Here is a 25,612-nt window from a genome sequence, read left to right as displayed (position 1 = left end):
GGGGTCCCCTTAGGACGAAATATGTCCTATGGGGACCCCTCATGACGTTCTTGGGGCGGAGGGGCTCAGTCTCGGAGACGGTGTCCCTGCGCGTCGGTGCCACCGTTCGCCAACAGGACGATTCCGTCCACTATCGGCCACACCACCCCGATGCCGCACGTGAACACCACGACCGCCAGCTGGGCGAGCGCGATCCCGATGTGGCCGGTGTAGAAGCGCCCGATCCCGAACGGCAGCACGATCTGGAGCACCCCGGCGGCGACCTTCGACTTCGGCGAGTACGGCAGGAGCACGGCCGGCTGCTGGTAGACGGGGACGAACGGCGGCGGCTCGAAACGCGGCGGCGGCGCCAGGTACGCCGGATGCGGCGCGGGCAGGTCCTGGAACAGCGGCCGGATTTCGCCGAACGTCACGGCCTCGTACGCGGCGAGAACGCGGCCCTCGTATTCGTCCGGAGTGATCCTCCCCTGGCTGTAGTGGTCGGCGAGCAGGCGCGCCGCCTCTTCGCGCTCGGCGGTGCCGACGCGCATCTCCTCCGGGTCCGGTTGCTGGGACATGGTCCCAAGGTAGCCCGTTTCACACCCTTGACGCGGGTACGCGCGGCGAACACCCGAACGGGTCCCGGTGGTCCTAGAGTGTCCGTGTGTCACGGGCTGGCGGTGCCGGAGTCGCCCAGGTGGTCGCCGCTTACCTCGACCATCTGGTGGTCGAGCGCGGAACCGCGCGGAACACCCTCGACAGCTACTCCCGCGACCTGCGCCGGTACACCGCGTATCTCGGCGGCGCCGACGTCGAGCGCTTCGCCGACGTCACCTCGGCGCACATCACCTCGTTCGGCGCCGCGCTGCGCGAAGGCGACGAAGACCATCAGCCGCTTGCCGCCTCTTCGGCCGCTCGCGCGCTGGTCGCGGTGCGGGGGCTGCACAAGTTCGCGCACGCCGACGGCATCACCGAGCACGACCCGGCCCGCGAGGTCCGTCCGCCCGCGGCGGCCAAACGACTGCCGAAGGCGCTGCCGGTCGATGACGTGCTGAAACTGCTGGAAACCCCGTCGCCCGAGGGCGAACGGCCGCTGCGGGACCGGGCGCTGCTGGAACTGCTCTACTCCACCGGCGCGCGGATCTCCGAGGCCGTCGGGCTCGACGTCGACGACATCGACGACGCCGAACGGACGGTGCTGCTCGACGGCAAGGGTGGCAAACAGCGCATCGTGCCGATCGGCCGCCCCGCGCTCGAAGCGGTGCACGCGTATCTCGTCCGGGCGCGGCCGGCGCTCGCCGTCCATGGCCGGGGGACACCGGCGATGTTCCTGAACGCGCGCGGCTCCCGGCTGTCCCGGCAGAGCGCGTGGCAGGTCCTCAAGGACACCGCGGAATCCGCGGGCATCACGGCGGGCGTTTCCCCGCATACGTTGCGCCATTCCTTCGCGACGCACCTTCTCGAAGGCGGCGCCGACGTCCGCGTCGTACAGGAACTGCTCGGCCACGCTTCGGTGACCACCACCCAGGTGTACACGCTGGTCACGGTCAACACGCTCCGCGAGGTTTACGCGACAGCACATCCCCGCGCGCTCGGCTAATCGACCCGGTCGATCCCGGCGTGCCTCGTTGGCTCGACTCGCGAATCGCGCATAGGCTGCCGAGGATCCTGCCGAAGAGGAGCTTTCGCGTTATGTCGACACCGAACGAGCCGGCGAAGCCGTCCGCGTCCGCCGGTTCGGCTGCCGCGAGCCTCAGCCAGGTGACCATCGCAACCCCCGCCGAACACGACGGCGACGAACCGTCGGAGGACACGATCTCTTCCCGCGGCCGCAAGGCCAAGCGCGCCAAAGATGCCAAAGAAGCCAAGCAGCAGGAACGCGACGTCGACGCGATCGGCCCGACGGGCCGTCCGTATCGCGAGATCCCCGATCCGCCGCCGCTGGAACGGCACGGCCCCGCACTCGTGATGGCCATGTGCAACCAGAAGGGCGGCGTCGGCAAGACGACCTCGACCATCAACCTGGGCGCGGCGCTCGCCGAATGCGGTCGCCGGGTGCTGCTGGTCGACTTCGATCCCCAGGGCGCGCTTTCGGTCGGCCTCGGCATTCAGCCGCACGAGCTGGACCAGACGGTCTACAACGTCATCATGGAGCGCTCGGTCAGCATCACCGACGTCATCCGGAAGACCCGCGTGGACGGCGTCGACCTGCTGCCGAGCAACATCGACCTGTCCGCGGCCGAGGTCCAGTTGGTCGCAGAGGTAGGGCGCGAACACACTTTGTTACGGGTCCTTCGTCCGGTCATGAACGACTACGACTATGTTCTTGTCGACTGCCAGCCCTCGCTAGGCCTGCTGACGGTGAACGCACTGACCGCCGCGGACGGTGTGATCATCCCGCTGGAGTGCGAGTTCTTCAGTCTGCGAGGCGTAGCGCTCCTGATCGACACCATCGAGAAGGTGCAGGAACGCCTCAACCCCAAACTGGACATCACCGGGATTCTCGCCACCATGTACGACCCGAGAACCCTGCACTCGAAGGAGGTCATGGCGAGAGTGGTGGAGGCATTCGGCGATACCGTGTTCGACACGGTGATCAACCGCACCGTGCGGTTCCCCGAGACGACGGTCGCGGGCGAGCCGATCACGACGTGGGCTCCCAAATCAGCCGGCGCGGCGGCCTATCGCGCGCTGGCACGTGAGGTGATCGCTCGGTGAGCAGGCGAGCTTCCCTGCCCGGAGCGTCCGAACTCTTCAGGATCACCTCCAGCCCGGCCCTCGATCTCCCGCCCGCGCCCGCGCATCCCGCCCCCTCGACGGGGAACGGCGACGGGAACGGTTCAGGGGACGAGACAGCGCACAACGACCGGCTGACCCGCGCCGCGCGCAGCGGTTCGGGGCGGACCAAGCACGACGCGAAGATCACCGTCTACGTCTCCGGCGACGAACTGCTGGCGATGGAGCAGGCCAGGCTGAACCTCCGGGCGAAGCACGGGCTCGTGCTCGACCGCGGCAGGCTGGTCCGCGAGGCGGTGGCCGTCCTGCTGGCCGATTTCGACGCGGCGGGTGAGGAGTCGGTACTCGTCCAGCGATTGCGGGCGGGCGCCGAGGACGGGAAAGAGACCGAGAACTGATGGACGACCCGGCCGCGGCTGCTCCCAGCGGCCCGGAGCCGGTCGAGCGGACAGAAGCAGAAGAGACCCCCGTCGTGCACGAAACCGTGCACGGCGGGATGGTCCCCGAAGGACTGGCCAGTGAAGAGCTGAGCACGTCCAAGTTCAAGGTGAACCTGGCGAACTTCCAGGGGCCCTTCGACCTGCTGCTCCAGCTGATCTCGCAGCACCAGCTCGACGTCACCGAGGTCGCGCTGCACCGGGTCACGGACGATTTCATCGCCTACACCCGCGCGCTCGGCACGGAATGGAACCTCGACGAGACGACCGAGTTCCTGGTCATCGCGGCGACCCTGCTCGACCTGAAGGCGGCGCGGTTGCTGCCCGCCGCCGAGGTGGAGAGCGAAGACGACCTCGCTCTGCTCGAAGCACGGGACCTGTTGTTCGCGCGGGTGTTGCAATACCGGGCGTACAAGCAGGTCGCGGCCCTGTTCGGCGAGCTGGAGGCCGGCGCGTTGCGGCGCTACCCACGCTCGGTCGCGCTCGAAGACCGGTTCATGGGCTTGCTGCCCGAGGTGATGCTCGGCGTCGACGTGGGGAAGTTCTCCGAGATCGCGGTCGCGGTCTTCAAACCGAAGCCGCCGCCGACGGTGTCGATCGCGCACATCCACATGGGACGGGTTTCGGTGCGCGAGCACGCCGCGCTGCTGCGGCTCAAGCTCGCGGAACGAGGCGAAGCGACCTTCAGCGAGCTTGTCGAGGACTGCGAGCACACCGTCGAGATCGTGGCGCGGTTCCTCGCGCTACTGGAGCTGTACCGGGAGTCCTCGGTCCAGTTCGAGCAGCTCGAGGCGCTCGCCGAACTGTACGTGCGCTGGACCGGCGGGTCCGTGGCGGAGGCGTCGGTGGCGGCCGAGCACGACCGCGCCGCCGTCGAGGACGAGGAGTACGGGTGAGCCCGGAGAACACCGAAGAGACCGAAAACACCGAAGCGAGCACGGTGGAGCCCGAAGAGACTTCGGAGCCTGACACGACCGAGGCTCCTGTCGCCGAACCGGAGCCGCCCGCCGACGAAGGGCTCGTGGCCGCCGGTGACGGCGACTACCCCGACGTCACCTCCGACGAGGCGCTCGAAGCGGCCCTTGAGGCGTTGCTCCTGGTCGTCGACTCGCCGATCAACGAGGAATCCCTCGCCGAGACCGTCGGCCAGCCCGTGTCGCGGGTGACCGTGGCGCTGCGCACGATGTCGCAGAAGTTCACCGACCGGACCAGCGGAATCGACCTGCGCCGAGTCGGCGAAGGGTGGCGGTTCTACACTAGGGACGTCTATGCCCCGTTCGTGGAGAAGCTTCTGCTCGACGGCCAGCGTTCCAAGCTGACGCGAGCCGCACTGGAGAGCCTCGCCGTGATCGCCTACCGGCAGCCGGTGACCAGGGCCAGGGTCGCCGCCGTCCGGGGTGTGAACGTGGACGGGGTGATCAGGACGCTGCTCGCGCGTGGCCTGATCGAGGAGATGGGGACCGACCCCGAAACCACTGGCACGCTGTACGTGACGACCGAGCTGTTCCTGGAGCGACTGGGCCTGTCGTCCCTGGCCGACCTTCCGCCCATCGCTCCGTTGCTACCCGAAGTGGACACCATCGATGACATCTGACCCGCATCCCGACGGCATTCGGCTGCAGAAGGTCCTTTCGCAGGCCGGCGTCGCCTCGCGGCGCGCGGCCGAGGACCTGATCGTGCGCGGTCGCGTGAGCGTGGACGGCAAGGTGGTCACCGAACTCGGCCGCCGGGTCGATCCGGACAACTCCGTGATCCACGTGGACGGCACCCGCGTCCAGGTCCGCGAGGACCTCGTGTACCTCGTGCTGAACAAGCCCAAGGGCGTGCACAGCACGATGAGCGACGACCGCGGCCGCCCGTGCGTCGGCGACTACCTGCGCGGCCGGTACGAGGAGACGCCCGGCATCGTGCACGTCGGCAGGCTCGACGAGAACACCGAGGGCCTCCTGCTGCTCACCAACGACGGAGACCTCGGCCACCGGCTGATGCACCCGTCGTTCCAGGTGCTGAAGACCTACTTCGCCGAGGTCGAGGGCATCGTTCCGCGTGGACTCGGCAAGGAACTGCGGGCGGGCTTCGAGCTGCCGGACGGCATCGTGAAGGTCGACCAGTTCCGGGTCAAGGACATGCTGGCCGGGCGGACCCAGATCGAACTGGTCATCCACGAGGGTCGCAAGCACATCGTGCGGCGGCTGATGGCGGCCACCGGGCACCCGGTGCGCAAACTGGTCCGGACCGCGCTCGGCGACGTCCAGCTCGGCGCGCAGCGATCGGGCTCGATCCGGCGGCTGAACCGGGGCGAGGTCGGCTCGCTCTACCGCGCCGTCGATCTGTAACCACGACTTTCCGCTCTACTGCGTTCGCGATGATCGCGTTTAGCTCTTTCTGACGGGCTTTCAGCCGACGGGGAAGGGCTCAACCGTGAAAAGAGTCGTGCTGGCAGGGATTTTGGCGGTGGCTGCGGCGGTGGTCGCGGCGCCGCAGTCCGCGGCGAAACCGCGGGGCAGCGAACCGGTCTACGACTTCGCCCAGGCCGTCCGCGAGACGGCCTGGGTCGACATCGGCCTCGACGGGGACGGCGACGGCCGCTCCGACCGGGTCGCCGCCGACATCATCCGGCCGAAGGAAGCCGCGGCGCAGGGCAAGAAGGTCCCGGTCATCATGGACGCGAGCCCGTACTACTCGTGCTGCGGTCGCGGCAACGAGAGCGAGCTCAAGACCTACGACTCGGCGGGCAGGCCGGTCGGGTTCCCGCTCTACTACGACAACTTCTTCGTGCCCCGCGGGTACGCCGTCGTCCTGGTGGATCTGGCCGGTACCAACAAGTCCCGAGGCTGCACGGACATCGGCGGGCCTTCGGACATCAACTCGGCCCGCAAGGTCGTCGACTGGCTCAACGGCCGGGCGAACGGCTACACGACGGCGACCGGCTCGGCCAGGACGAACGCGTCTTGGTCGACGGGCGCCGTCGGCATGATCGGGAAGTCCTATGACGGCACGGTCGCCAACGGCGTCGCCGCGACCGGAGTCGACGGGCTCAAGACCATCGTGCCGATCGGCGCCATCAGCTCCTGGTACGACTACTACCGCTCCGATGGCGCGAGCCTGCGCCAGGGCAGCCCGGCGGGGCTGGCGCAGACCGTGTCCCAGCGCAACGGCGGCCAGAATTGCGGTGCGGCGAACCAGAAACTCACCGCGGGCGCGACCTCGAACGGCGACTACAACGCGTTCTGGCTCGACCGGGACTACGTCCAGAGCGCCTCGAAGGTGAAGGCCAGCGTTCTCGCTTCGCACGGCCTGGGCGACCTCAACGTCAAGACGATCAACTTCGGGCAGTGGTGGGAAGCGCTGAACGTCGAGCGCAAGATCTGGCTGACGCAGGCAGGCCACGTCGACCCGTTCGACTACCGGCGCTCGGCGTGGGTCGACACCCTGCACAAGTGGTTCGACCACTACCTGCTCGGTGTCGACAACGGCATCGAGAAGACGCCGGGCGCGAGCGTGGAGCGCGAGCCCGACGTCTGGGTGGACCAGCCCGCGTGGCCGGCGGGAAGCGCCGTCACCCTGCGGCCCGCTTCCGGCGGCACTCCCGGCGTCGGCACGCTCGGCACGACCGCGGGCACGGGCACGGCGTCGTTCACGGACTCTTCCGGCCAGTCTTCGAACAGCTGGGCCGCACGGCCGACGGAGACCTCGAACGGGCGCGTGCTGTTCAGCACCGGCGCGCTCGCGAAGGACCTCCAGGTCTCCGGAACGGCGAAGGTGACTGTGACCGCGACGCCGTCGACGTCCACCGCGCGGCTCTCGGCGATCCTGGTGGACTACGGCCCGGCGACCATCCGGAACTACACCGGGCCCAAGGAAGGCATCAAGAACGAGCTGACCCAGTCGTGCTGGGGATCGAGCGCGACGGGCAATGACGCCTGCTACCTGAACACGAGCACCGACTCGGTCTCGGTGGGGCTGAACATCATCAGCCGCGGCTGGGCGGATCTGGCCAACTACCGCTCGCTCAGCCAGGAGTCGCCGCTGACGCCGGGGCAGCCGTACACGATGACGTTCCGGCTGGCGAGTACGGATCATGTCGTCCCGCGAGGACATCAGCTCGCGCTGATCATCGGCGGGACGGACGGCTCGTTCATCTCGGGCCCGTCGCAGTACCCGAAGATCACGGTGGACCTCGGCAAGACGTCGCTGGCGCTGCCTGTGGTGGGCTCGGGTCCGTCGGCTGTTCCGGCGGCGCTTCCGGTGGCTCCGGCGCAGATCGCTCCCGCCGCTGTTTCGGGGCTTGAGCGCGGCTAGGCCTTCACGGACTTGGCGATCGCCACGTCGCCTCAGGTGCACCAGTAGTCACACCGCTGAAGTACATGAAGGCCCCCTTCCTTACGTCTAGCGCAAGGAAGGGGGCCTTCATGTACTTCAGGTGAGTGGGGCGCCGGGACCGAGGGGGCGGGTGGTCGAGAGTGGCGTGGGGCAAGGCGAAGGTGGCGTGGTCTCGGCGACGATGTTCCCAATGTCGCATTCGAGTCGCTGAGCGTCTCGAATGCGACATTGGGAACAGGGACCGAAGAAGCCGCCGGCGGATCGCGGACGCCATCTCTCCGTAACCGCCGTTGCCGCTCACTCCCCGTGCTGCCCGGCGCCCGGTGTTGCGAAAGGGACTTTCACAACGTTGAGGGTTACGAAAGTGGCTTTCGCAACGCTCCCTCCGCCAGGGCTGCACCCGGCGGAAGGCGATGGCCTGCACCAGGCCTTCACGGACCCCCGGTCGTCACAATTCGGCTCAGTGAAGTACATGAAGGCCCCCTTCCCTACGTCTAGCGCAAGGAAGGGGGCCTTCATGTACTTGAGGCGACCCGAAGGTCAGCCGGTCTGCGAGGCGGGGCTCTTCGACCCGAAAGGCTTCCGCTGCAAAGCGCGAGCCACCGGTTCCACGATCCGCGCGGCCGTCGGGCCGAGGATCGCCATCAGGAGCACGTACGCCGTCGCGAGCGCCGCGAGTTCGCCGGTCACCGCGCCCGCCGCCACCGCCAGCCCGGCGATGACGATCGAGAACTCGCCGCGGGCGACCAGCGCCGCTCCGGCACGAGCCCGGCCCATGTTCCCGATGCCTTGTCTTCGCGCGGCCCACCAGCCGGTGCCGACCTTCGTGAGCGTGGTCGCCACCGCCAGGACGACCGCCCAGCCGAGTACGGGCGGGATCGAGGCGGGGTTGGTGTTGAGCCCGAACACGACGAAGAACACGGCCGCGAAGAGATCCCGCAGCGGTTCGAGCATGTGCGTCGCGTTCTCCGCCGTCGAACCCGAGATCGCGATGCCGAGCAGGAACGCGCCGACCGCCGCCGACACCTGCATCGCCGAGGCGACACCGGCCACCAGCAGCGCGGCGCCGAGGACCTTGAGGAGGAAGACCTCGCGGTCCGGGCTGTCCACCGCCGCGGAGACGTACCGGCCGAACTTCAGCGCGATCACCAGCACCACCGTGATCACCATCAGCGAGATCCCGACGGCCTTCAAACCGCCGAGGAAGCTCACGCCCCCGAGGACCGCGGTGAGGATCGGCAGGTACAGCGCCATCACCAGGTCTTCGAACACCAGGATCGACAGCACCACCGGCGTTTCCCGGTTACCGAGCCGCCCCAGGTCGCCGAGTACCTTCGCGATGATCCCGGACGACGAGATGTACGTGACGCCCGCCATGACGATCGCGCCGATCGGCCCCCAGCCGAGGATGAGCGCGACGATCGCGCCCGGCGCGGCGTTGAGGACGATGTCCACGACGCCCGCCATCCACGAGCGTTTCAGCCCGGTGAACAGTTCGGCCGCCGAGTACTCCAGGCCCAGCAGGAGCAGCAGCAGGACGACACCGATCTCGCTGGCGAGGTGGGTGAAGTCGCCGATGTCGCCGAGCGGGATCAGCCCGCCCTGCCCGAAGCACAGGCCGCCGATCAGGTACAGCGGGATCGGGGACATCCCGATCTTCCCGGCGAGGCGTCCCAACGCGCCCAGCCCGAAGAAGACCGCCCCGAGTTCGATCAAGGACAGTGCGGTGTGATCCATCCGCGATCAGCCGTACTTCAAGATCTTGACGGCGGCCTCCAGTCCCTCGGACGTCCCGACCGCGACGAGCACGTCGCCCGCGGTGAGGTTGAAGTCCGGGTTGGGGGAGGGGTGGACCTGACCGGCCCGCATCACCGCGACCACCGAGACGCTCGTCCGCGTCCGCATGGCGGTGTCGCCCAGCGTCCGCCCGTCGAACGGCGACGACGCCTTGATCGGCAGCTGCTTGGTGTTGATGCCAGGCAGGTCCCGGTGCTCTTCGGTGAGCTGGGCGACCAGCTGGGGCGCGCCGAGCAGGTTCGCCAGCGCGCCCGCCTCGTCGGTGGTGAGCGGAAGTGAGGCCAGGCAGGCGTCGGGATCGTCCGTTTTGGACACGATCAGTTCGACGTGTCCATCGCGATGGGTCACCACACCGACACGACGGCCGTGACGGGTGGCGAAGTCCTTACGGACGCCTATTCCAGGGAGCGGGGTCACTTCGACGTTCACGTGAACAACGATAACTCACTGTCCGTTTTGCGCGGGGCGGATCAGGAACAACGCCGAGATCAGCACCATCAGGGCGGCCGTCGCGCCGTGGATGCCGAACGCGGCTCCGGGGGAACCGTTGTGGGTCAACACGATCAGCATGTCGCCGATCGGGATGAACGCCAGCGCCAGCAGCCCCCAGCCCACCGCGCGGACGTTCCGGAGCAGGAGCAGCGCGAGCAGCACGAGCGCCGTGCCGATGTCCCGGACGCCCTTGATCGCGAGGAACGGGTCGCCCTTCGACGGCATGACCGGCAGGCCGAAGCCGCCGGTCTGGGTCTCCGGGAAGAACACGTAACCGGTGCCGAAGTAGAGGACGAAGAGCACGAGGGCGATGGACAGGGCGTAAGCGATCTTGATTCTGGTCATGGTCTCCGACTCCGGAAGCTAGCGACGCTAGGAACAGTGCGGACGCTAGCAATAGTGTCGATAGTTTGTCTAGCGTTGCTAGAGTCTGGATATGGCCACTTCGCCGTGGGCGGTCGAGGCGTGTCGTTCGCCACCAGGCAGAATGGACGTCGATCAGATGAGCGACGGATGAGCTGAGGAGAGTTTCGGTGGCGGGAGCCCTGCGTGGTGTGGTCGCGATGGACGGCCCGTCCGGAACCGGGAAATCCACGGTTTCGCGGAAGCTCGCGACGAAGCTCGGCGCCGGCTACCTCGACACGGGCGCGATGTACCGCATGATCACCCTCGCCGTCCTGCGTGCCGGGACGGACCTGGCCGACGCGGACGCGATCGCCGACGTCGCCCGGAAAGCCGAGTTCGGCATCGGGACCAGCCCCGACGAAGCGACCGTCACCCTCGCGGGTGAGGACGTCTCCGCCGAGATCCGCGGCGCGGACGTCACCACCGCGGTTTCGCCGGTTTCGGCCGTCCCCGCCGTCCGCGAACTGCTGGTCACCCGGCAGCGCGAGATCATCGCGGAGGTGCTCGACCGGGTCGGCGGCATCGTGGTCGAGGGCCGCGACATCGGCACCGTCGTCTCGCCGGAAGCCCCGCTCAAGATCTTCCTCACCGCCTCGGCCGAGGTCCGCGCCGCCCGCCGCAGCGCGCAGGACTCCGCCGCCGGTCGCGAGTCCACCGTGGACGGTGCGAAGGCCGCGGTGGAACGACGCGATCGCCTGGACTCCACGCGGGCGGCGTCGCCGCTGCGCGCGGCCGAAGACGCCGTCGAGGTGGACACCTCGGCGCTCAACATCGACCAGGTGATCGTCGCGCTGGCGGAACTGGCCCTGCACCGCGGACTTCTCGAAGGCTGCCCCGCCGAGGTCGCACGGTGAGCGCGAAAGGACTGCCCGAGGGCGCGAGCGACCCGTTCCACACCTTCGGCCGGGGGATCTCGAAGTTCATCGTCCGGCCCGCGTTCCGGGTCCGGGTCCACGGTGCCGAGCGGGTCCCGGCGTCCGGTCCGGTGGTGTTCATGGCCAACCACAGCTCGATGGCGGAACCGGCGCTGCTGTTCGGAATGTTCTCGCGGCGCACCGCGTTCCTGGTCAAGGCGGAGCTCTTCAAGGGCTTCGTCGGCTGGTTCTTCCCGAAACTGGGCCAGATCCCGGTGAAACGGGGCGCGGTGGACCGCAAGCCGCTGATGGCGGCGGTCAAGGTGCTCGAGGACGGTGGCGCGGTCGGGATCTTCCCCGAAGGCACCCGCGGCCTCGGTGACGCCGAAAACTTCGAGCGCGGCGTGGCCTTCCTGGTCCGCGCCGGGAACGCGACCGTGGTTCCGGTCGCCACTCGGGGGACGTACAAACCCGCCGGCGCCAAGAGGCGCTGGCGGCCACGCGTCGACATCCTGGTCGGCGAACCTTTCACTCCCGCGATCGGGAAGGGAAGGACAGGGCTGGAGGAGGGAACCGAGCGGCTTCGCATCGCGCTCGCGGACCTCGTGAAGGCACTGGACGAATGGCGCTTGGAGCACGGGCTCCAAGACACGCGACAGAATGTGAAGTAAGCAATGACAGAGCTTGACGGAGTCGGCGAGATCGACGGCTCCTGGTCCGACGAGTCCGAATTCACCGCGCTGGACGCGCAGATCGCCGCGGGCGAGGCCGAGGAAGAGGCCCAGCTCGCGCAGCCGGTCCTCGCCGTCGTCGGCAGGCCGAACGTCGGGAAGTCGACCCTGGTCAACCGCATCCTCGGCCGCCGCGAGGCGGTCGTGCAGGATGTCCCGGGCGTGACCAGGGACCGCGTCGCCTACGACGCCTTCTGGGCGGGCCGCCGGTTCACCCTTGTCGACACGGGCGGCTGGGAGCCGGACGCGACCGGGTTGCAGGCCTCCGTCGCCGCACAGGCCGAGATGGCGATGGCCACCGCCGACGCGGTGCTGCTGGTGATCGACGCCAGTGTCGGCGCGACGGCGACCGACGAGGCCGTTTCCAAGGTGCTGCGCCGCTCGAAGAAGCCGGTGCTGCTCGCCGCCAACAAGGTCGACGACGACCGCCTGCTCGCAGACACCGCGTCGCTGTGGTCGCTCGGCCTCGGCGAGCCGTACCCGGTCAGCGCGCTGCACGGGCGCAGCTCGGGCGACCTGCTCGACGCCATCGTCAAGTCGCTGCCGTCGATGCCGCGCGACGGCGAACGCGCCACCGCCGGTCCGCGCCGGGTCGCGCTGGTCGGCAAGCCGAACGTGGGCAAGTCCAGCCTGCTGAACAAGCTCTCCGGCGAGGAGCGGTCCGTCGTGGACTCGGTCGCCGGCACCACCGTCGACCCGGTCGACTCGCTGGTCGAGCTCGACGGCGAGACCTGGCGGTTCGTCGACACGGCGGGCCTGCGCAAGCGCGTCAACTCGGCCAACGGCGCGGAGTACTACGCCTCCTTGCGGACCAAGACCGCGATCGACGCGGCCGAGGTCGCGATCGTGCTGCTGGACGCCGCCGAACCGCTGTCCGAGCAGGACCTGCGCGTGCTGACGATGGTCGTCGAGGCGGGCCGCGCGTGCGTGCTCGCGTTCAACAAGTGGGACCTCGTCGACGAGGACCGCCGCCACGCCATGGTCCGCGAACTGGACCGCGGCCTGGTGCGGGTGCCGTGGGCGGACAAGGTCAACATCTCGGCGCTCACCGGCCGGTCCGTGCGCAAGCTCGCGCCCGCGCTGCGGACCGCGCTGAAGTCCTGGGACCAGCGGGTTCCCACCGGTCAGCTGAACGGCTGGCTGGCCGACCTCATCGCGGCGACCCCGCCGCCGGTGCGCGGCGGCAAGCAGCCGAAGGTGCTCTTCGCGACCCAGGCGGGCATTCGGCCGCCGACGCTGGTCCTTTTCACCACCGGATTCCTCGAAGCGGGCTATCGGCGGTTCATCGAACGCAAGTTCCGTGAGCGATTCGGCTTCGAAGGCAGCCCCGTCCGGGTGAATGTTCGGGTACGCGAAAAGAAGCAAAGGCCGAAGGTCGGCGGAAAAGCGGCCGGAAAACCGAAGACTCGCTGAATTCCCACTATGTAGGTGAATGGTTCACTGGGTGGGCACGCCGATGACCTCGGCCTTCGGCGTGCCCCCGGTGAGGTTCGACACTCTGTCGAGATCCTCCCGAGATATGTCGTCCACCTGCGGTAAAGTGGACGGCCTGCTGGCGGGCGCCTCATTCGGAGAGCGAGCCCGAATGACGCACTTCGCGAAAGGTGTGTGATGGGCTTGCGCGCCCATGGTTATGCCGTGCCCGTGGTGATGGGCCGATGACACTGACCGCAGATTCGCGGCCGATCGCCTGTGTCGCCGACGTCACCGTCGCCCCGTCCCCGGCTCCCGTCGCCGACCGCGCCCTCTTCTGGTCCGGTCTCGGCGCCGGTGAGCGCACCCTGATCGACATCCTCGCCGAGACCGCCGCCCGCCACCCCAACGCGGGCGCGATCGACGACGGCGAGACCACGCTGTCCTACCGCAAGCTCGTCGAGGAGATCGACGCCTACGGCCGCAAGCTGACCGCCAACGGCGTCGGCGTCGGCGACCGGGTGGGCGTCCGGATCTCCTCCGGCACCGCGGAGCTCTACGTCGCGATCCTCGCCATCCTGTCCGTCGGCGCCGCCTACGTGCCCGTCGACGCGGACGACCCTGAGGAGCGCGCCGAACTGGTCTTCGGCGAGGCCGACGTCGCCGCCGTCCTCACCGACGGCGGCGCGATCACCGTGCTCGGCTCGCCGGGCGAGATCGAAGGCGTCCCCACGCCGACCGACGACGCCTGGATCATCTTCACCTCCGGTTCGACCGGAAAGCCGAAGGGCGTCGCGGTCTCGCACGCGTCCGCGGCCGCCTTCGTCGACGCCGAAGCCCAGCTGTTCCTCACCGAGGAGCCGATCGGCCCCGGCGACCGCGTGCTCGCCGGCCTGTCCGTCGCGTTCGACGCGTCCTGCGAGGAGATGTGGCTCGCCTGGCGGCACGGCGCCTGCCTGGTCCCGGCGCCGCGTTCGCTCGTGCGCACCGGTGTGGACCTCGGTCCGTGGCTGGTCGCGCAGGGCATCACCGTCGTCTCGACCGTTCCGACGCTGGCCGCGCTGTGGCCCGCCGACGCGCTCGAAGACGTCCGCCTGCTGATCTTCGGCGGCGAAGCCTGCCCGCCCGAGCTGGCCGAGCGCGTTGCCGTCGAAGGCCGCGAAGTCTGGAACACCTACGGCCCGACCGAGGCCACCGTCGTCGCCTGCGCCGCGCAGATGACCGGCGAGGGACCCGTCCGGATCGGCCTGCCGCTGGCGGGCTGGCAGCTCGCCGTGGTCAACGAGGCGGGCGAGCCGGTCGCGATGGGGGAGACCGGCGAGCTGGTCATCGGCGGCGTCGGCCTGGCCCGCTACCTGGACCCGGAGAAGGACGCCGAGAAGTTCGCGCCGCTGCCCTCGCTGGGCTGGCGCCGCGCGTACCGCAGCGGTGACATGGTCCGAGCGGAGGCCGAGGGCCTGCTGTTCCTCGGGCGGCTCGACGAGCAGGTCAAGCTCGGCGGCCGCCGCATCGAACTCGGCGAGGTCGACGCCGCGCTCCAGGCTCTGCCCGGTGTGCAGGGCGCCGCGGCCGCGATCCGCCGTACCAAGGCGGGCAACCAGGTGCTCGTCGGGTACGTCGTGCCCGCGGACGGGGTCGTCTTCGACCACGACGAGGCCGCGACGCGCCTGCGCGAGCAGCTGCCCGCCGCGCTCGTCCCGCTGCTGGCGCTGGTCGAAGACCTGCCGACGCGCACCTCCGGCAAGGTCGACCGCAACGCGCTGCCGTGGCCGCTGTCCACTGTGGACGCCGCGAAATCCGGTCTGTCGCCGACGGAGAGCTGGCTCGCCGAAGGCTGGGCGGAAATCCTGGGCGTCTCGGTCGACAACCCGAAGGCCGACTTCTTCACCAACGGCGGCGGCAGCCTGACGGCCGCGCAGCTGATCGCGCGGATCCGCACCCGGCACCCGCAGGTGTCGGTGAGCGACATCTACGCCAACCCGAAGCTCGGCGCGCTCGCGTCGATGCTGGACGCGCTGAGCGGCGAGAAGACCGAACGCCGCGACGTCGCGCCGACACCGCGCAAGGCCGGGATCATCCAGTCGCTGCTGATGATCCCGCTGATGGGCCTGGTCGGCCTGCGCTGGACGACGATCGCCGCGACGCTGTCGAACGTGCTGTCGCTGGCCGGTTTCGCCTGGGCGCCGACGCTGCACTGGGCGTGGATCGCCGCCGCCTGGATCGCGCTGTTCAGCCCGGCGGGCCGGATCGCGATCTCGGCGACCGGTGCCCGGCTGCTGCTGCGCGGTGTCCGTCCGGGCAGCTATCCGCGCGGCGGGAGTGTCCACTTGCGACTGTGGACGGCCGAGAAGCTCGCGGAGTTCAGCGGCGCGGACAGTGTCGCGGGCGCTTCCTGGATGACGACGTACGCCAAGGCCCTCGGCGCGCGGATCGCCAAGGACGTCGACCTGCACTCGCCGCCGCCGGTCACCGGCATGCTGAAACTCGGCCGCGGTGCCGCCGTCGAACCCGAGGTCGACCTGACCGGGCACTGGGTGGACGGCGATCTCGTGCACATCGGCAAGATCCGGATCGGCGCCGACGCGCGGATCGGCGCGCGCAGCACGCTGTTCCCCGGCGCGCGGATCGGCAAGGGTTCGGAGATCGCGGCCGGGTCGACCGTCCGCGGCAACGTGCCCGCCGGGCAGCGCTGGGCCGGTGCCCCCGCCGCCCGCGCCGCCAAGGACGCGCTGAAGTGGCCCGAGAGCCGCCCGCCGCGTTCGCGCTTCTGGGCGTCGGTCTACGGCGCGACTTCGGTCGCGCTGGGGCTGCTGCCCGCCGTCGCCGCCCTGCCCGCCGTCGCGGTGCTGGGTTACGCGATCACCGGCGCGCCTTCGCTGGGCGCCGCGCTCGGCCAGGCGCTGCTGTTCACGCCGCTCGCCACCGTCGCGTACTTCCTGACGTACGCCCTGCTCGTGCTCGTCGGCGTCCGTTCGCTGAGCATCGGCATGGTCGAGGGGTATCACCCCGTGCACGGCCGCGTCGCGTGGCAGGTCTGGGCGACCGAGCGGCTGATGGGCATGGCGCGTGAAGGGCTGTTCCCCTTGTACGCCAGCCTGTTCACCCCGGTGTGGCTCCGGATGCTCGGGGCGAAGGTGGGCCGCAACGTCGAGGCGTCCACCGTCCTCGCGCTGCCGAAGATGACCCAGGTCGACAGCGGCGCGTTCCTCGCGGACGACACCATGGTCGCCACCTACGAACTCGGCCACGGCTGGCTGCACGTCGCGCCGGCGCGGATCGGCAAGCAGGCTTTCCTCGGCAACTCGGGGATGGCCGCGCCCGGTCGTTCGGTGCCCAAGCGCGGTCTGGTCGGCGTGCTGTCGTCGGCCCCGCTCAAGGCGAAGAAGGGCTCGTCGTACCTCGGGATGCCGCCGCTGCCGGTCCGCCGGTCGGTCGGCGAGGCCGACACGAGCCGCACGTACACGCCGCCGCTGCGGCTGAAGGCGGCCCGCGCGCTCGTCGAACTGTGCCGGATCGTGCCGGTGATGTGCGGCGTCGCGCTGACCGTGCTGGTGGCCGCCGGGATCTTCGCGCTCGCGTCGTCCTACGGATTCTTGGTCGCGGTGCTGCTCGGCGGTCCGCTGCTGCTGGCCGCGGGTGCCGTCGCCGCGCTGACCGCCACTGCGATGAAGTGGCTGCTGGTCGGCCGGTTCCGCGCGGTCGATCACCCGCTGTGGAGCTCCTTCGTCTGGCGCAACGAACTCGCCGACACCTTCGTCGAGGCGCTCGCCGTCCCGTGGCTGATCGGTTCGCTCGGCGGCACGCCGCTGCTTCCGGCGTGGCTGAGGACCATGGGCGTCAAGATCGGCCGCGGCGTGTGGCTGGAGACGTACTGGCTGCCCGAGTCGGACCTGGTGAGCCTCGGCGACGGCGCGACGATCAACCGCGGCTGTGTCGTGCAGACGCACCTGTTCCACGACCGGATCATGACGATGTCGCCGGTGACCCTGGACGAGGGAGCGACGCTCGGGCCGCACGGTATCGTGCTGCCTGGTGCGAGCATCGGCGCGCGGACGACGGTCGGACCGGGGTCTCTGGTGACCCGGGGCGACGCGGTTCCCGCCGACTCGCGCTGGCTCGGGAATCCCATCTCGGCCTGGACGAAGTAGAGACAGTTGGCGGAGCTGAGGTGTGTTCGGAATGGTGACCGCGAAGATGAACCCGCCCCGGCCGAAGGCCCCGCTATCGCGGTGGCAGGGCGCCCTGTCCGCTCACCGAGACGGTCTTCTGCCAGGTAGCGCCCTGCCGACGTCGATCGCGGCCGCGGGTTCACTGACGGAAACAATGGGAAGCGGGGTTCTTCGCGGGTGATTTCGAAGGCCTCCGCGCAGCCCTCGCCCGGCGCGGACACCTCCGGCGACTCCTATCTGCCCCGTCACGGCAACGGCGGTTACCGGGTCCGGCACTACGATCTGGAGCTGGACTACAAGATCGGTCCCAACCGGCTGTCGGCCTCCGCGGCCATCACCGCGGAGGCGACGCAGGCGCTGTCGCGGTTCACACTCGACTTCGGCGAGTTCCGGATCAACCGCGTCCTGGTCAACGGGAAACCGGCGAAGTACACGCGGCGTGCGCACAAGTTGCAGGTGAAACCGGCGAAGTCGATCGCGGTCGGCAGCGAGTTCCTGGTGGAGGTCCACTACGTCGGCAACCCGCGGCCGCTTCCCGGGCTGTGGGGCGACATCGGCTGGGACGAACTGACCGACGGCTCGCTCGTCGCGAGCCAGCCGGTCGGGGCGCCGTCGTGGTTCCCGTGCAACGACCATCCGGCGGACAAGGCGACCTACCGCGTCGCGCTGACGACGTCTTCGCCGTATCTCGTGGCGGTCACCGGGAATCTGGTGTCGCGCCTTTCGCGCGCGAGCACCACCCGATGGGTCTTCGAGCGCCCGGAGCCGACTCCGACGTACCTGATGAGTGTCCAAATCGGACGGTACGACGACGTCGAACTGGTCTCGGGTCCGCAGCCCAGCTGGCTTTCGCAGCCTTCGGTCTCGGCGTACCGGATCAGTCTCGACGGTGATTCCGTGCTCGCCTCCGTCCCGCAACGGGCCGCCGTGCCACCCCGCCTGCGCCGGGCTTTTTCGCGCGATTTCGGTCGGCAGGGCAAGATCATGGACTCGCTGCAACGGCTGTTCGGGCCGTATCCCTTCGGCGAGTACGTCATCGTGGTCACCGACGACGACCTCGACGACCCGATCGAAGCGCAGGGCATGTCGATCTTCGGCGCCAACCACGTCGACGGGCGGCGCACCCACGAACGGCTCGTCGTGCACGAACTGGCGCACCAGTGGTTCGGCAACAGCCTGACCGTCGCCGACTGGCGGCACATCTGGCTGAACGAGGGCTTCGCGACGTACGCGGAATGGCTCTGGTCCGAGGAATCCGGCGGGCAGACCGCGCACGCGTGGGCGAAGACGTGGCACGCGCGGATGAAGGCGAAGCCCGCGGACCTGCGCCTCGCCGACCCCGGGGTGTCGCGGATGTTCGACGAGCGGGTGTACAAACGCGGCGGCCTTCTGTTGCACGCCTTGCGTTCCTTCGTCGGCGATGAGGTCTTCTTCCCGCTGGTGAAGGCCTGGGCGATGGAGAACCGGCACGGTTTGGTCACTACCGCTGGTTTCGTCGCTCTGGCTGAACGCTTCGCCGGCCGGTCACTCACCGTTTTCTTCGATGCCTGGCTGGACTCTCCGGCGCTGCCCCCACTCCCTTAAAAGGCCGAGTGCCCCCAATGTGGCATTGGGGACGTTGAGCGTCCCCAATGCCACATTGGGGGCACGTCTGAGTTGTCCACAGTGGGGCTGATGTGGCGAGTTGTCCACAGACGGCGCGGAAAGGGCTGGCGGCTGCTGGGTGCAGCCGCCGATGATCTTGGGGTGCGAACTGGCGAGTGGGCTCGCGATCATGAGGCCCTTTACAAGCTGAGCCGCGATGGGGTGATCACCGTTGCGCGGCTCGTCGAAGTCGGTGTCCCGAAGAGGACCTGCTATCGGCGCTGTCGGCCGGGGCAGCCCTGGCAGCGATTGTTGCCCGGAGTGATTCTGCTCCGCTCCGGAGCGCCGACTCGCGGACAAGCGGTCGAAGGCGCCCTGCTCTACGGCGGGTCGGAGGCGATCGTCACCGGAATTGAAGCCTGTCGTCGGCAAGGGTTGCGGGGGCCGAAGACCACGGCCGATCGGATTCATCTGCTGGTGCCCGCCGGTTGTCAGGTCAGCAGTGTCGGATACGTGCTCGTGGAGCGGACCACACGGATGCCCCGGCCGGTCACCGTGGACGGAGTGGCCATGGCTCCGCTCGTCCGGGCGGCCCTCGACGAGTGTCGCCGCTTCACCACACTGGATCCGATTCGGGCGTTGCTGACCGAAGCGGTTCAGCGCGGCGGGCTGAATCCCGAGGACCTCATCCAGGAACTCGAAGCAGGCAGTGACCGAGGCAGTGCGCTTTCTCGCGAGGTTCTGGGTGACGTCCTGCGAGGAGCACGGTCGGTCGCGGAGATCGACGCGATGAACGTGTGGCGGCTCTCGGGCTTGCCCGAACCGAGTTGGAACCGGCCCTTGCGGACAGAGAACGGCGAGTACATCGGTACACCTGATGGCTACTTCCGGAAGGTCCTCCTCGCGTGGGAGATCGACTCGTACGACTTCCATTTCGGTAAGCAGCAGTACGCCGCGACTCTGGCGCGGAACGGCAGGTACACCGCCGCCGGGATCGCGGTGCTCCAGACACTGCCCAGCCGATTGCGCACGGAACCGAAGCGGGTCGCCGCTGAACTCGTGGCCGCGTACAACGCCGCCGGGGCTCGGCTGGATGCTGGGTAAATCGGTGGTCCACGGCCGAGATGTCTCGCTATCTTCCGGTGACACACCGGGGAGGGGCGATGGGAAGGAAGAGTCCGCAAGAGAAGAAGCGGCTGAGCTACGCCAAGGATCGTCGTGAGCGGCACGGTGAGAACGACAAGTCCTCACGCAAGAACATCCCGCGCCACAAGCGGCGCGTGAACCGGGCGAAGCGGCATCGCGAGCAGCAGGTGCTCAATGGTGCGCGTGGCTCGGTGGACGTCGAGAGTGCCGCGACCGCCGAGGAGAGCTTGCTCAAGACTCGGCCGGAGCGGTGGCAGAAGTCGGCAGGGGCCACGCTCGGCACGCTCGTCCAGGGCAAGCTGGCCATGAGGAGCGAGCGAACGGAATTCGAGGCCGGAACCCTGTCACCGCTCGACGACGACGAGCTGCGCGGGCTGCTGACTTCCGCGGTTCACCTCTTGTCGGCCAGGAAGGCCGCGCTCATCCACCTGATGTGCCACACCGGTCTTCGTGTGAGCGAGGTTTCCGCGCTGGAGTTGCGGGACGTGTCCGCCGAGGCGGTCACCGTGCGCGGAAGGCGGCGACGGACCGTTCCGCTTCCGGTCGAGCTTCGCCCGTTGCTGGACTCTTATCTTCGCGTGCGTGCCGAGCGGCCCGGTGCCGCCGAGAATCCGGCGTTCTTCGTCACCGTCTTCGGCTGTCGCGTGCCACCCGCGTCGGTCAACGGCCTCGTGACCACTTTCGCGATCATGATCGGACTTCCGGGAGTCACCGCCCGGACCCTGCGCAAGACGTACGCCGTCAACCTTCTCCGAGCTGGGGTCGACCTCGACGAAGCCGCCGAGTTGCTCGGTCACGCATCGCCTGAAGCCACCCAGGCCTACCTTGCTCGCTGACCGATAGGTCGGATGTATCTGCCGCTTTACGGGTGAGCAGGCTGGCCAAAGCTGCTCTATTTCTGGAAACATGCCGGTCGCCAGGGCTTGATCTACGGTAAACGTAGTATGAATCTGGAGGCGACCCATGGGCGGGCTGTCCAGGCGATCGATGCTGAAGGCTGCCGCGGGGACCGCCGCGCTGGGTGGTTTGTGGGCCCAAGGGGCCACGCCGGCGCAGGCGTCCGGGGACGTCCACCGCAGTGTGGTCGACGACGCGCACATGGTCTGGAAGCGCATGCCGAAGGGCTGGCAGGAGGGGCCGTTCCTCGCCAACGGCTTCCTCGGCGTCCAGTTCTACGCGGGCGCGCAGCCGAACGTCCTCAAGGTGATGCTCAGTCACTCCCGGGTCCAGGACCAGCGGGGACAGTGGGAAGCCGGTATCGGGTACTCGCGGCTCCCGATCGGCTACCTCACCCTCACCTTCGCGGGCGCGATCACGGCGGTGGACTGGCGGCTCGACCTGTACAACGCCGAACTCGGCGGCACGATCACGACCACCCAGGGGACGGTGTGGTTCTCCGCACTGGTCCACAACGACCAGGATCTCCTCCTCGTCTCGCTCACGGGGGACGCGGCGGCGGGCTGGGGGTTCACGCCGCTCAAGTCGGCGACGACAAGGACGATCCGCAAACCGCCCGAGTACACGGCCAATCCCGATCCGAAGCTCGCCAGTGCGGGCGCGGTCCAGTACTGCGAGCAGCCGCTGCACGCGGGCGGCGGGTACACGACAGCGTGGCGTGAGCGGACCACCGGCACGCGACGTCTTCTGGCGGCGACGGTCGCGTACGGGTTTCCCGAACCGACTCACACCGCCGAAGCGATCAGCAGGGTCCACCGGGCGTCGGCGACGAACCCGGACAGGCTCGTCGCCGGCCATCGGCGCTGGTGGAACGCCTTCTACCGGCGCAGTTTCGTGTCCATTCCGGACAAGCGGATCCAGCGGTTCTACTGGATCCAGCTGTACAAGACCGCTTGCGCCACCCGCAGCGGCGGACCGGTCGTCGCCGAGTGGGGGCCGTGGTTCCCCGAGGTCGGCAACAGCTGGACGGCGGTGTGGTGGAACCTCAACGTCCAGGTCACGTACCCGATCGTCAACAGCAGCAACCATCCCGAACTCGACGCCGTCACGGCGACCTTCCGCCGCGACCACGCCAACCTCGAACTCTCGGTGCCTCCCGGCTATCGGGACGGCGACACGTACGCCCTTTCGCATCCGGGGGACTGGCGGCTGCGGCCCGGCGGCACCCGCGCGGTCGGGATTCCCGGCCCGGCCACGAAGAACGACCAGACCGGCAACCTGATCTGGGGCCTGCACAACGTCTGGCTCGCGTACCGGCACAGCATGGACGTCCGCGTCCTGCGCGACGTCCTGTATCCGACGCTCGCCAAGGCGCTCAACTACTACCGCCACTTCCTCGCCGCCGGACCGGACGGGCGGCTGCACTTGCCGATGACAAGGTCGCCCGAGTACGCGGACGCGGCCGACTGCACGTACGACCTGTCGCTCATCCGCTGGGCCGCGCGCACCCTCGTCGAGTCCGCGGCCAAGCTGCGCGTCGACGACCCGAGAGTGCCCGCGTGGCGCGAGATCGGCGAGAAACTGGTGCCATACCACCAGGATCCCGTTCAGGGGGTGCTGATCGGCGACGATGTCCCGCTGGCCGAATCACACCGGCACTTCTCGCATCTGCTCTGGCTCTATCCGCTGCGCGAGAAGCTCTGGGATCGTCCCGGCGACCGGGACGTCATGCGCCGTACTTTCGCGCACTGGTCGAGTGCCCAGGACAAATGGCACGGCTACAGCTTCGCGGCCGCGTCGTCGATGAGTTCCGTGATGGACGCGCCCGAGGAGGCGTTGCGCTACCTGAAGATCTTCCTCGACGGGACGGTCGTGGCCGACACTCAGCTCACGCCGAACACGATGTACCGCGAAGGCGCGAACCTCGCGATCGAGAGTCCGATCACCGCCGCGCAGTCCATTGTGGACATGCTCCTTCAGGGTGATCACAGTGTCCTCAAGGTCTTCCCGTCGGTTTCGGCGACATGGCCGGACGCGTCCTTCGAAAGCTTGCGTGCGGAAGGTGCCTTCCTCGTGGACGCGTCCCGCAGGAACGGTGTGACCGAATGGATCCGTGTCCGTAGCGAAGCGGGGGAGCCGCTCACGCTTCAACACGGGATCCCCGGTGACATCGACGTTCGTGACGGGCGCGGGCGAAGGCTTCCTTGGCGGGCTGAAGGGCCGGGCACGATCTCGATTCCGCTCGGCCGCGGCGGGACGGCCGTCGTCTCGCGGCGCGGTGCGCGTCCGGACCTGGGGCCGTGCGACGTGCCCGGCGATCGCGGAACTCCGGCATGGGGACTCGGCCAGGAGGTCCGATGACGGACATCACGCGCAGGACGATGCTCGGCGGCGCGCTGGCGGGCGTGGCGGCGGCCGGGTTCGCGCCGTCCGCCTCGGCGGCGGAGACCGGCAGCGGCCTCGACTGGCCGGGCTTTCTCGCCTCCGCGGACCTGGTGTGGCGGAAGATGCCGAAGACCTGGTTCGAAGGTCCCTTCCTCGGCAACGGTTTCCTCGGCTCGGGCATCTACGCCGAACCGGGCAGGAACGCCGTCCGGTTCAACGTCCAGCACAGCGAGGTTCAGGATCATCGGCCCGAATTCGGTTCCCTGTTCGGGCTCGCGCGCTTGCCGATCGGCCATTTCACCCTCGAACCGGTCGGCGCCATCACCGGGATCGACTGGCGGATGGATCTCTGGAACGCCGAACTCCGGGGCATGATCACCACGGCCGCGGGCAGTCTCTCGGTACGCGCGATCATCCACACGGGACAGTCGCTGCTGGCCGTCGAGATCGAGCCGACCGAGGGCGAACGCGGCTTCGGCTGGGTCTTCCATCCGGCCGAGGCGGTGAGCCCGAGAACGGACCCGAAGTTCGGGAAGCCGCCGCCCGTCGGCTACATCGCCAACCCGCCCGCGACACTGGAAAACAGTGTTGACAGCAGGCTTTCCGTGCAGAGCCTGCTGGCGGGCGGCGAGCACGTCACGGCATGGCGCGAGGTCGTCAGGGGATCGAAACGGACGCTGTACACGTCCGTGGCCTGGTCTCACCCGAGGAAGACGGCCGCGCGAGAGGCGCTGAAGACCATCCGGCGTGCCGGGTCGTTCGACGTCCTCGCGATCGAACATCGCCGTTGGTGGCATGACTACTATCGGCGAAGCTTTCTGTCCATTCCGGACACCCGGCTCCAGGGTTTCCACTGGATCCAGCTGTACAAAGTCGCCTCGGCCGCCCGCGCGGAAGCACCCGTGATGGCGACCTGCGGGCCGTGGCTTGAACCGACTCCATGGCCGGCGACGTGGTGGAACCTCAATGTCCAGCTGGAGTACTGGCTCATCCACGGCTCGAACCACCTGGAGCTGGACGCCGTCAGTCACGCGCTCGGCAGGTACCGCGCGAACCTGTCGAACCAGGTCGCCGAGCCGTACCAGCACGATTCCGCGGGAATCCCGCGCACGACCGACATGACCCTGCTCAACGGCGCGGCCGGGACGAACTCCGGTTTCCCGGTCGGAATCCCCGGCAAGGAGACGCCGACGCCGGAGGTCGGCAATCTCACCTGGGCGCTGCACAACGTCTGGTTGTCCTACCGGCACACGATGGACCGGCGGCTGCTGCGGGACACGCAGTTCCCGTTGCTGCGCAAGGCGATCAACTACTACCTGCACTTCCTCGTCCCCGGCTCCGACGGGAAACTGCACCTGCCGTCGACTTTCTCTCCGGAGTACGGCGTCAACGCGCCCGACTGCACCTACGACCTCGCGCTGATCCGCTGGGGCTGCAAGACACTGCTGGAGTCGGCCGCCGAACTGCGGATCGAAGACCCGCTGGCACGGCGGTGGCGGGAGGTCTTGGGCACGCTGGTCCCGTATCCGGTCGACGCCGACGGTTACATGATCGGCGCCTGTGTGCCGTTCGCGAAGTCGCATCGGCACTATTCGCATCTGCTCCAGATCTACCCGCTGTACGAGATCACCTGGGAGCGGCCGGAACACCGGCGGATCATCGAAACCTCGCTCGACCACTGGGTGGGCTTCGAGGGCGCGCTGCAGGGCTACACGTTCACCGGTGCCGCGTCGATGTCGGCGCAGATGCTGCGCGGCGAGAAGGCGGAGTTCTACCTCGGGGAGTTGCAGCGGCGCTACATCCAGCCGAACACGATGTACAAGGAATCCGGTCCGGTCATCGAGACGCCGCTCTCGGCGGCCCAGTCGCTGCACGACATGCTCGTCCAGAGCTGGGGCGGCGTCATCCGGCTGTTCCCGGCCGTGCCCGCCAAGTGGGCGGACGCCGCGCTGCGCGACTTCCGGACGCAGGGCGCGTTCCTGGTCAGCGCCTCACGGCAGGGGGGAAAGACGCGCTGGGTCAAGGTCGCCAGTGAGGCGGGGGCGCCTTGTGTGCTGCGGACGGACCTGGACGGCGAGCTGACCGTCCGCGATCGGTGGGGAAGGCCGAAACGCTGGCGGCGGCTGCCGAACGGCGACGTCCGGATCGACCTGCGCCGTGGCGAAGAGGCTGTCGTGCACCGCGCGGGCGACCGGCCCGACCTCGAGATCCGGCCTGTTCCTGCCAATGGGGACGCCACGCCGTGGGGGATGCCGTGACTCGTC

At 68.8% G+C, this 25,612-nt stretch carries 20 protein-coding genes; 16 read left to right on the top strand and 4 right to left on the bottom strand.

All coding sequences use genetic code 11. The features are described 5' to 3' along the window. Positions 1-65: 65 nt before the first annotated feature. On the bottom strand, positions 66-557 hold the full coding sequence (locus tag CFP71_RS14610; RefSeq protein ID WP_093934390.1) for a DUF1707 domain-containing protein: 492 nt from the start codon (positions 555-557) through the stop codon (positions 66-68). Between the two features lie 119 nt (positions 558-676). Here CFP71_RS14610 and xerD point away from each other — a divergent pair, with 119 nt between their 5' ends. The 7 genes from xerD to CFP71_RS14575 all read left to right on the top strand — a co-directional run bounded on the left by xerD (position 677) and on the right by CFP71_RS14575 (position 7,454). Beyond that, positions 677-1,579, top strand: a complete 903-nt coding sequence (gene xerD, locus CFP71_RS14605) for a site-specific tyrosine recombinase XerD (protein ID WP_093934389.1) — start codon at positions 677-679, stop codon at positions 1,577-1,579. 92 nt (positions 1,580-1,671) lie between these two features. Then, the gene (locus tag CFP71_RS14600; protein WP_093934388.1) at positions 1,672-2,697 is read left to right on the top strand and encodes a ParA family protein; all 1,026 of its coding nucleotides are present in this window, start codon (positions 1,672-1,674) and stop codon (positions 2,695-2,697) included. Next, positions 2,694-3,113 (top strand): cobyrinic acid a,c-diamide synthase, encoded by a 420-nt coding sequence (locus CFP71_RS14595; protein WP_093934387.1) that lies wholly within the window; start codon positions 2,694-2,696, stop codon positions 3,111-3,113. The genes CFP71_RS14600 and CFP71_RS14595 overlap by 4 nt, the downstream gene beginning before the upstream one ends. Continuing rightward, positions 3,113-4,048, top strand: coding sequence for a segregation and condensation protein A (locus CFP71_RS14590; protein ID WP_167406124.1), 936 nt, complete (start codon positions 3,113-3,115; stop codon positions 4,046-4,048). The genes CFP71_RS14595 and CFP71_RS14590 overlap by 1 nt, the downstream gene beginning before the upstream one ends. Further along, entirely contained in the window at positions 4,045-4,746 is a 702-nt protein-coding gene (gene scpB, locus CFP71_RS14585) for an SMC-Scp complex subunit ScpB (protein ID WP_093934386.1), read from the top strand. Before CFP71_RS14590 ends, scpB begins: the two co-directional genes overlap by 4 nt. After that, complete coding sequence (locus tag CFP71_RS14580) at positions 4,736-5,488, top strand: pseudouridine synthase (RefSeq protein WP_037303202.1); 753 nt, start codon at positions 4,736-4,738, stop codon at positions 5,486-5,488. Before scpB ends, CFP71_RS14580 begins: the two co-directional genes overlap by 11 nt. A 97-nt stretch (positions 5,489-5,585) precedes the next feature. Further along, the gene (locus CFP71_RS14575) at positions 5,586-7,454 is read left to right on the top strand and encodes a Xaa-Pro dipeptidyl-peptidase (RefSeq protein ID WP_093934385.1); all 1,869 of its coding nucleotides are present in this window, start codon (positions 5,586-5,588) and stop codon (positions 7,452-7,454) included. A gap of 561 nt (positions 7,455-8,015) precedes the next feature. On the opposite strand, the gene CFP71_RS14570 is transcribed toward CFP71_RS14575, so the two are convergent. Genes CFP71_RS14570 through CFP71_RS14560 form a run of 3 tightly spaced genes read right to left on the bottom strand, consistent with a single transcriptional unit; the run spans position 8,016 to position 10,109 of the window. Beyond that, entirely contained in the window at positions 8,016-9,212 is a 1,197-nt protein-coding gene (locus CFP71_RS14570) for a cation:proton antiporter (protein ID WP_093934384.1), read from the bottom strand. Between the two features lie 6 nt (positions 9,213-9,218). Further along, entirely contained in the window at positions 9,219-9,701 is a 483-nt protein-coding gene (locus CFP71_RS14565) for a cation:proton antiporter regulatory subunit (protein ID WP_005153480.1), read from the bottom strand. A 15-nt stretch (positions 9,702-9,716) separates the two neighbouring features. Next, positions 9,717-10,109 (bottom strand): DUF4267 domain-containing protein, encoded by a 393-nt coding sequence (locus tag CFP71_RS14560; RefSeq protein ID WP_093934383.1) that lies wholly within the window; start codon positions 10,107-10,109, stop codon positions 9,717-9,719. Positions 10,110-10,318: 209 nt separating this feature from the next. Here CFP71_RS14560 and cmk point away from each other — a divergent pair, with 209 nt between their 5' ends. From cmk to CFP71_RS14510, 9 genes are all read left to right on the top strand, one after another. Then, complete coding sequence (gene cmk / locus CFP71_RS14555; protein WP_167406125.1) at positions 10,319-11,023, top strand: (d)CMP kinase; 705 nt, start codon at positions 10,319-10,321, stop codon at positions 11,021-11,023. Next, positions 11,020-11,694: a lysophospholipid acyltransferase family protein gene (locus CFP71_RS14550; protein ID WP_093934381.1), complete on the top strand. Its 675-nt coding sequence runs from the start codon at positions 11,020-11,022 to the stop codon at positions 11,692-11,694. The genes cmk and CFP71_RS14550 overlap by 4 nt, the downstream gene beginning before the upstream one ends. Positions 11,695-11,697: 3 nt before the next feature. Continuing rightward, positions 11,698-13,167 carry a ribosome biogenesis GTPase Der gene (gene der, locus CFP71_RS14545; RefSeq protein WP_093934380.1) on the top strand — a complete coding sequence of 490 codons (1,470 nt, stop codon included), beginning with the start codon at positions 11,698-11,700 and terminating at the stop codon, positions 13,165-13,167. A gap of 245 nt (positions 13,168-13,412) precedes the next feature. After that, positions 13,413-17,315, top strand: a complete 3,903-nt coding sequence (locus CFP71_RS14535; RefSeq protein ID WP_093934378.1) for a Pls/PosA family non-ribosomal peptide synthetase — start codon at positions 13,413-13,415, stop codon at positions 17,313-17,315. A gap of 198 nt (positions 17,316-17,513) precedes the next feature. After that, complete coding sequence (locus tag CFP71_RS14530; RefSeq protein ID WP_093934377.1) at positions 17,514-18,920, top strand: M1 family metallopeptidase; 1,407 nt, start codon at positions 17,514-17,516, stop codon at positions 18,918-18,920. 321 nt (positions 18,921-19,241) lie between these two features. Continuing rightward, positions 19,242-20,024 (top strand): hypothetical protein, encoded by a 783-nt coding sequence (locus CFP71_RS14525; protein ID WP_244199674.1) that lies wholly within the window; start codon positions 19,242-19,244, stop codon positions 20,022-20,024. A 59-nt stretch (positions 20,025-20,083) separates the two neighbouring features. Then, a complete protein-coding gene (locus tag CFP71_RS14520; RefSeq protein WP_167406123.1) occupies positions 20,084-20,902 on the top strand; it encodes a tyrosine-type recombinase/integrase in 819 nt (272 codons plus the stop codon). A gap of 127 nt (positions 20,903-21,029) precedes the next feature. Continuing rightward, complete coding sequence (locus CFP71_RS14515) at positions 21,030-23,324, top strand: glycosyl hydrolase family 95 catalytic domain-containing protein (protein WP_093934374.1); 2,295 nt, start codon at positions 21,030-21,032, stop codon at positions 23,322-23,324. Continuing rightward, positions 23,321-25,606 (top strand): glycosyl hydrolase family 95 catalytic domain-containing protein, encoded by a 2,286-nt coding sequence (locus CFP71_RS14510; RefSeq protein ID WP_093934373.1) that lies wholly within the window; start codon positions 23,321-23,323, stop codon positions 25,604-25,606. Before CFP71_RS14515 ends, CFP71_RS14510 begins: the two co-directional genes overlap by 4 nt. Positions 25,607-25,612: the final 6 nt, after the last annotated feature.

Source organism: Amycolatopsis thailandensis (assembly GCF_002234405.1).
In the GTDB taxonomy this organism is placed as follows: Bacteria; Actinomycetota; Actinomycetes; order Mycobacteriales; family Pseudonocardiaceae; genus Amycolatopsis; species Amycolatopsis thailandensis.
Note: the sequence above shows the minus strand (reverse complement) of the source record. Positions and strands in the feature narration are given on the sequence as shown.

Excerpts from the sequence above, each read along its gene's own strand:
- CFP71_RS14600 (WP_093934388.1), top strand. The coding sequence starts at position 1,672 with ATGTCGACACCGAACGAGCCGGCGAAGCCGTCCGCGTCCGCCGGTTCG.
- CFP71_RS14515 (WP_093934374.1), top strand. The coding sequence starts at position 21,030 with ATGGGCGGGCTGTCCAGGCGATCGATGCTGAAGGCTGCCGCGGGGACC.
- CFP71_RS14610 (WP_093934390.1), bottom strand. The coding sequence starts at position 557 with ATGTCCCAGCAACCGGACCCGGAGGAGATGCGCGTCGGCACCGCCGAG.
- CFP71_RS14535 (WP_093934378.1), top strand. The coding sequence starts at position 13,413 with ATGACACTGACCGCAGATTCGCGGCCGATCGCCTGTGTCGCCGACGTC.
- CFP71_RS14510 (WP_093934373.1), top strand. The coding sequence starts at position 23,321 with ATGACGGACATCACGCGCAGGACGATGCTCGGCGGCGCGCTGGCGGGC.
- der (WP_093934380.1), top strand. The coding sequence starts at position 11,698 with ATGACAGAGCTTGACGGAGTCGGCGAGATCGACGGCTCCTGGTCCGAC.
- CFP71_RS14560 (WP_093934383.1), bottom strand. The coding sequence starts at position 10,109 with ATGACCAGAATCAAGATCGCTTACGCCCTGTCCATCGCCCTCGTGCTC.
- CFP71_RS14520 (WP_167406123.1), top strand. The coding sequence starts at position 20,084 with ATGGGAAGGAAGAGTCCGCAAGAGAAGAAGCGGCTGAGCTACGCCAAG.
- CFP71_RS14580 (WP_037303202.1), top strand. The coding sequence starts at position 4,736 with ATGACATCTGACCCGCATCCCGACGGCATTCGGCTGCAGAAGGTCCTT.
- CFP71_RS14590 (WP_167406124.1), top strand. The coding sequence starts at position 3,113 with ATGGACGACCCGGCCGCGGCTGCTCCCAGCGGCCCGGAGCCGGTCGAG.
- CFP71_RS14570 (WP_093934384.1), bottom strand. The coding sequence starts at position 9,212 with ATGGATCACACCGCACTGTCCTTGATCGAACTCGGGGCGGTCTTCTTC.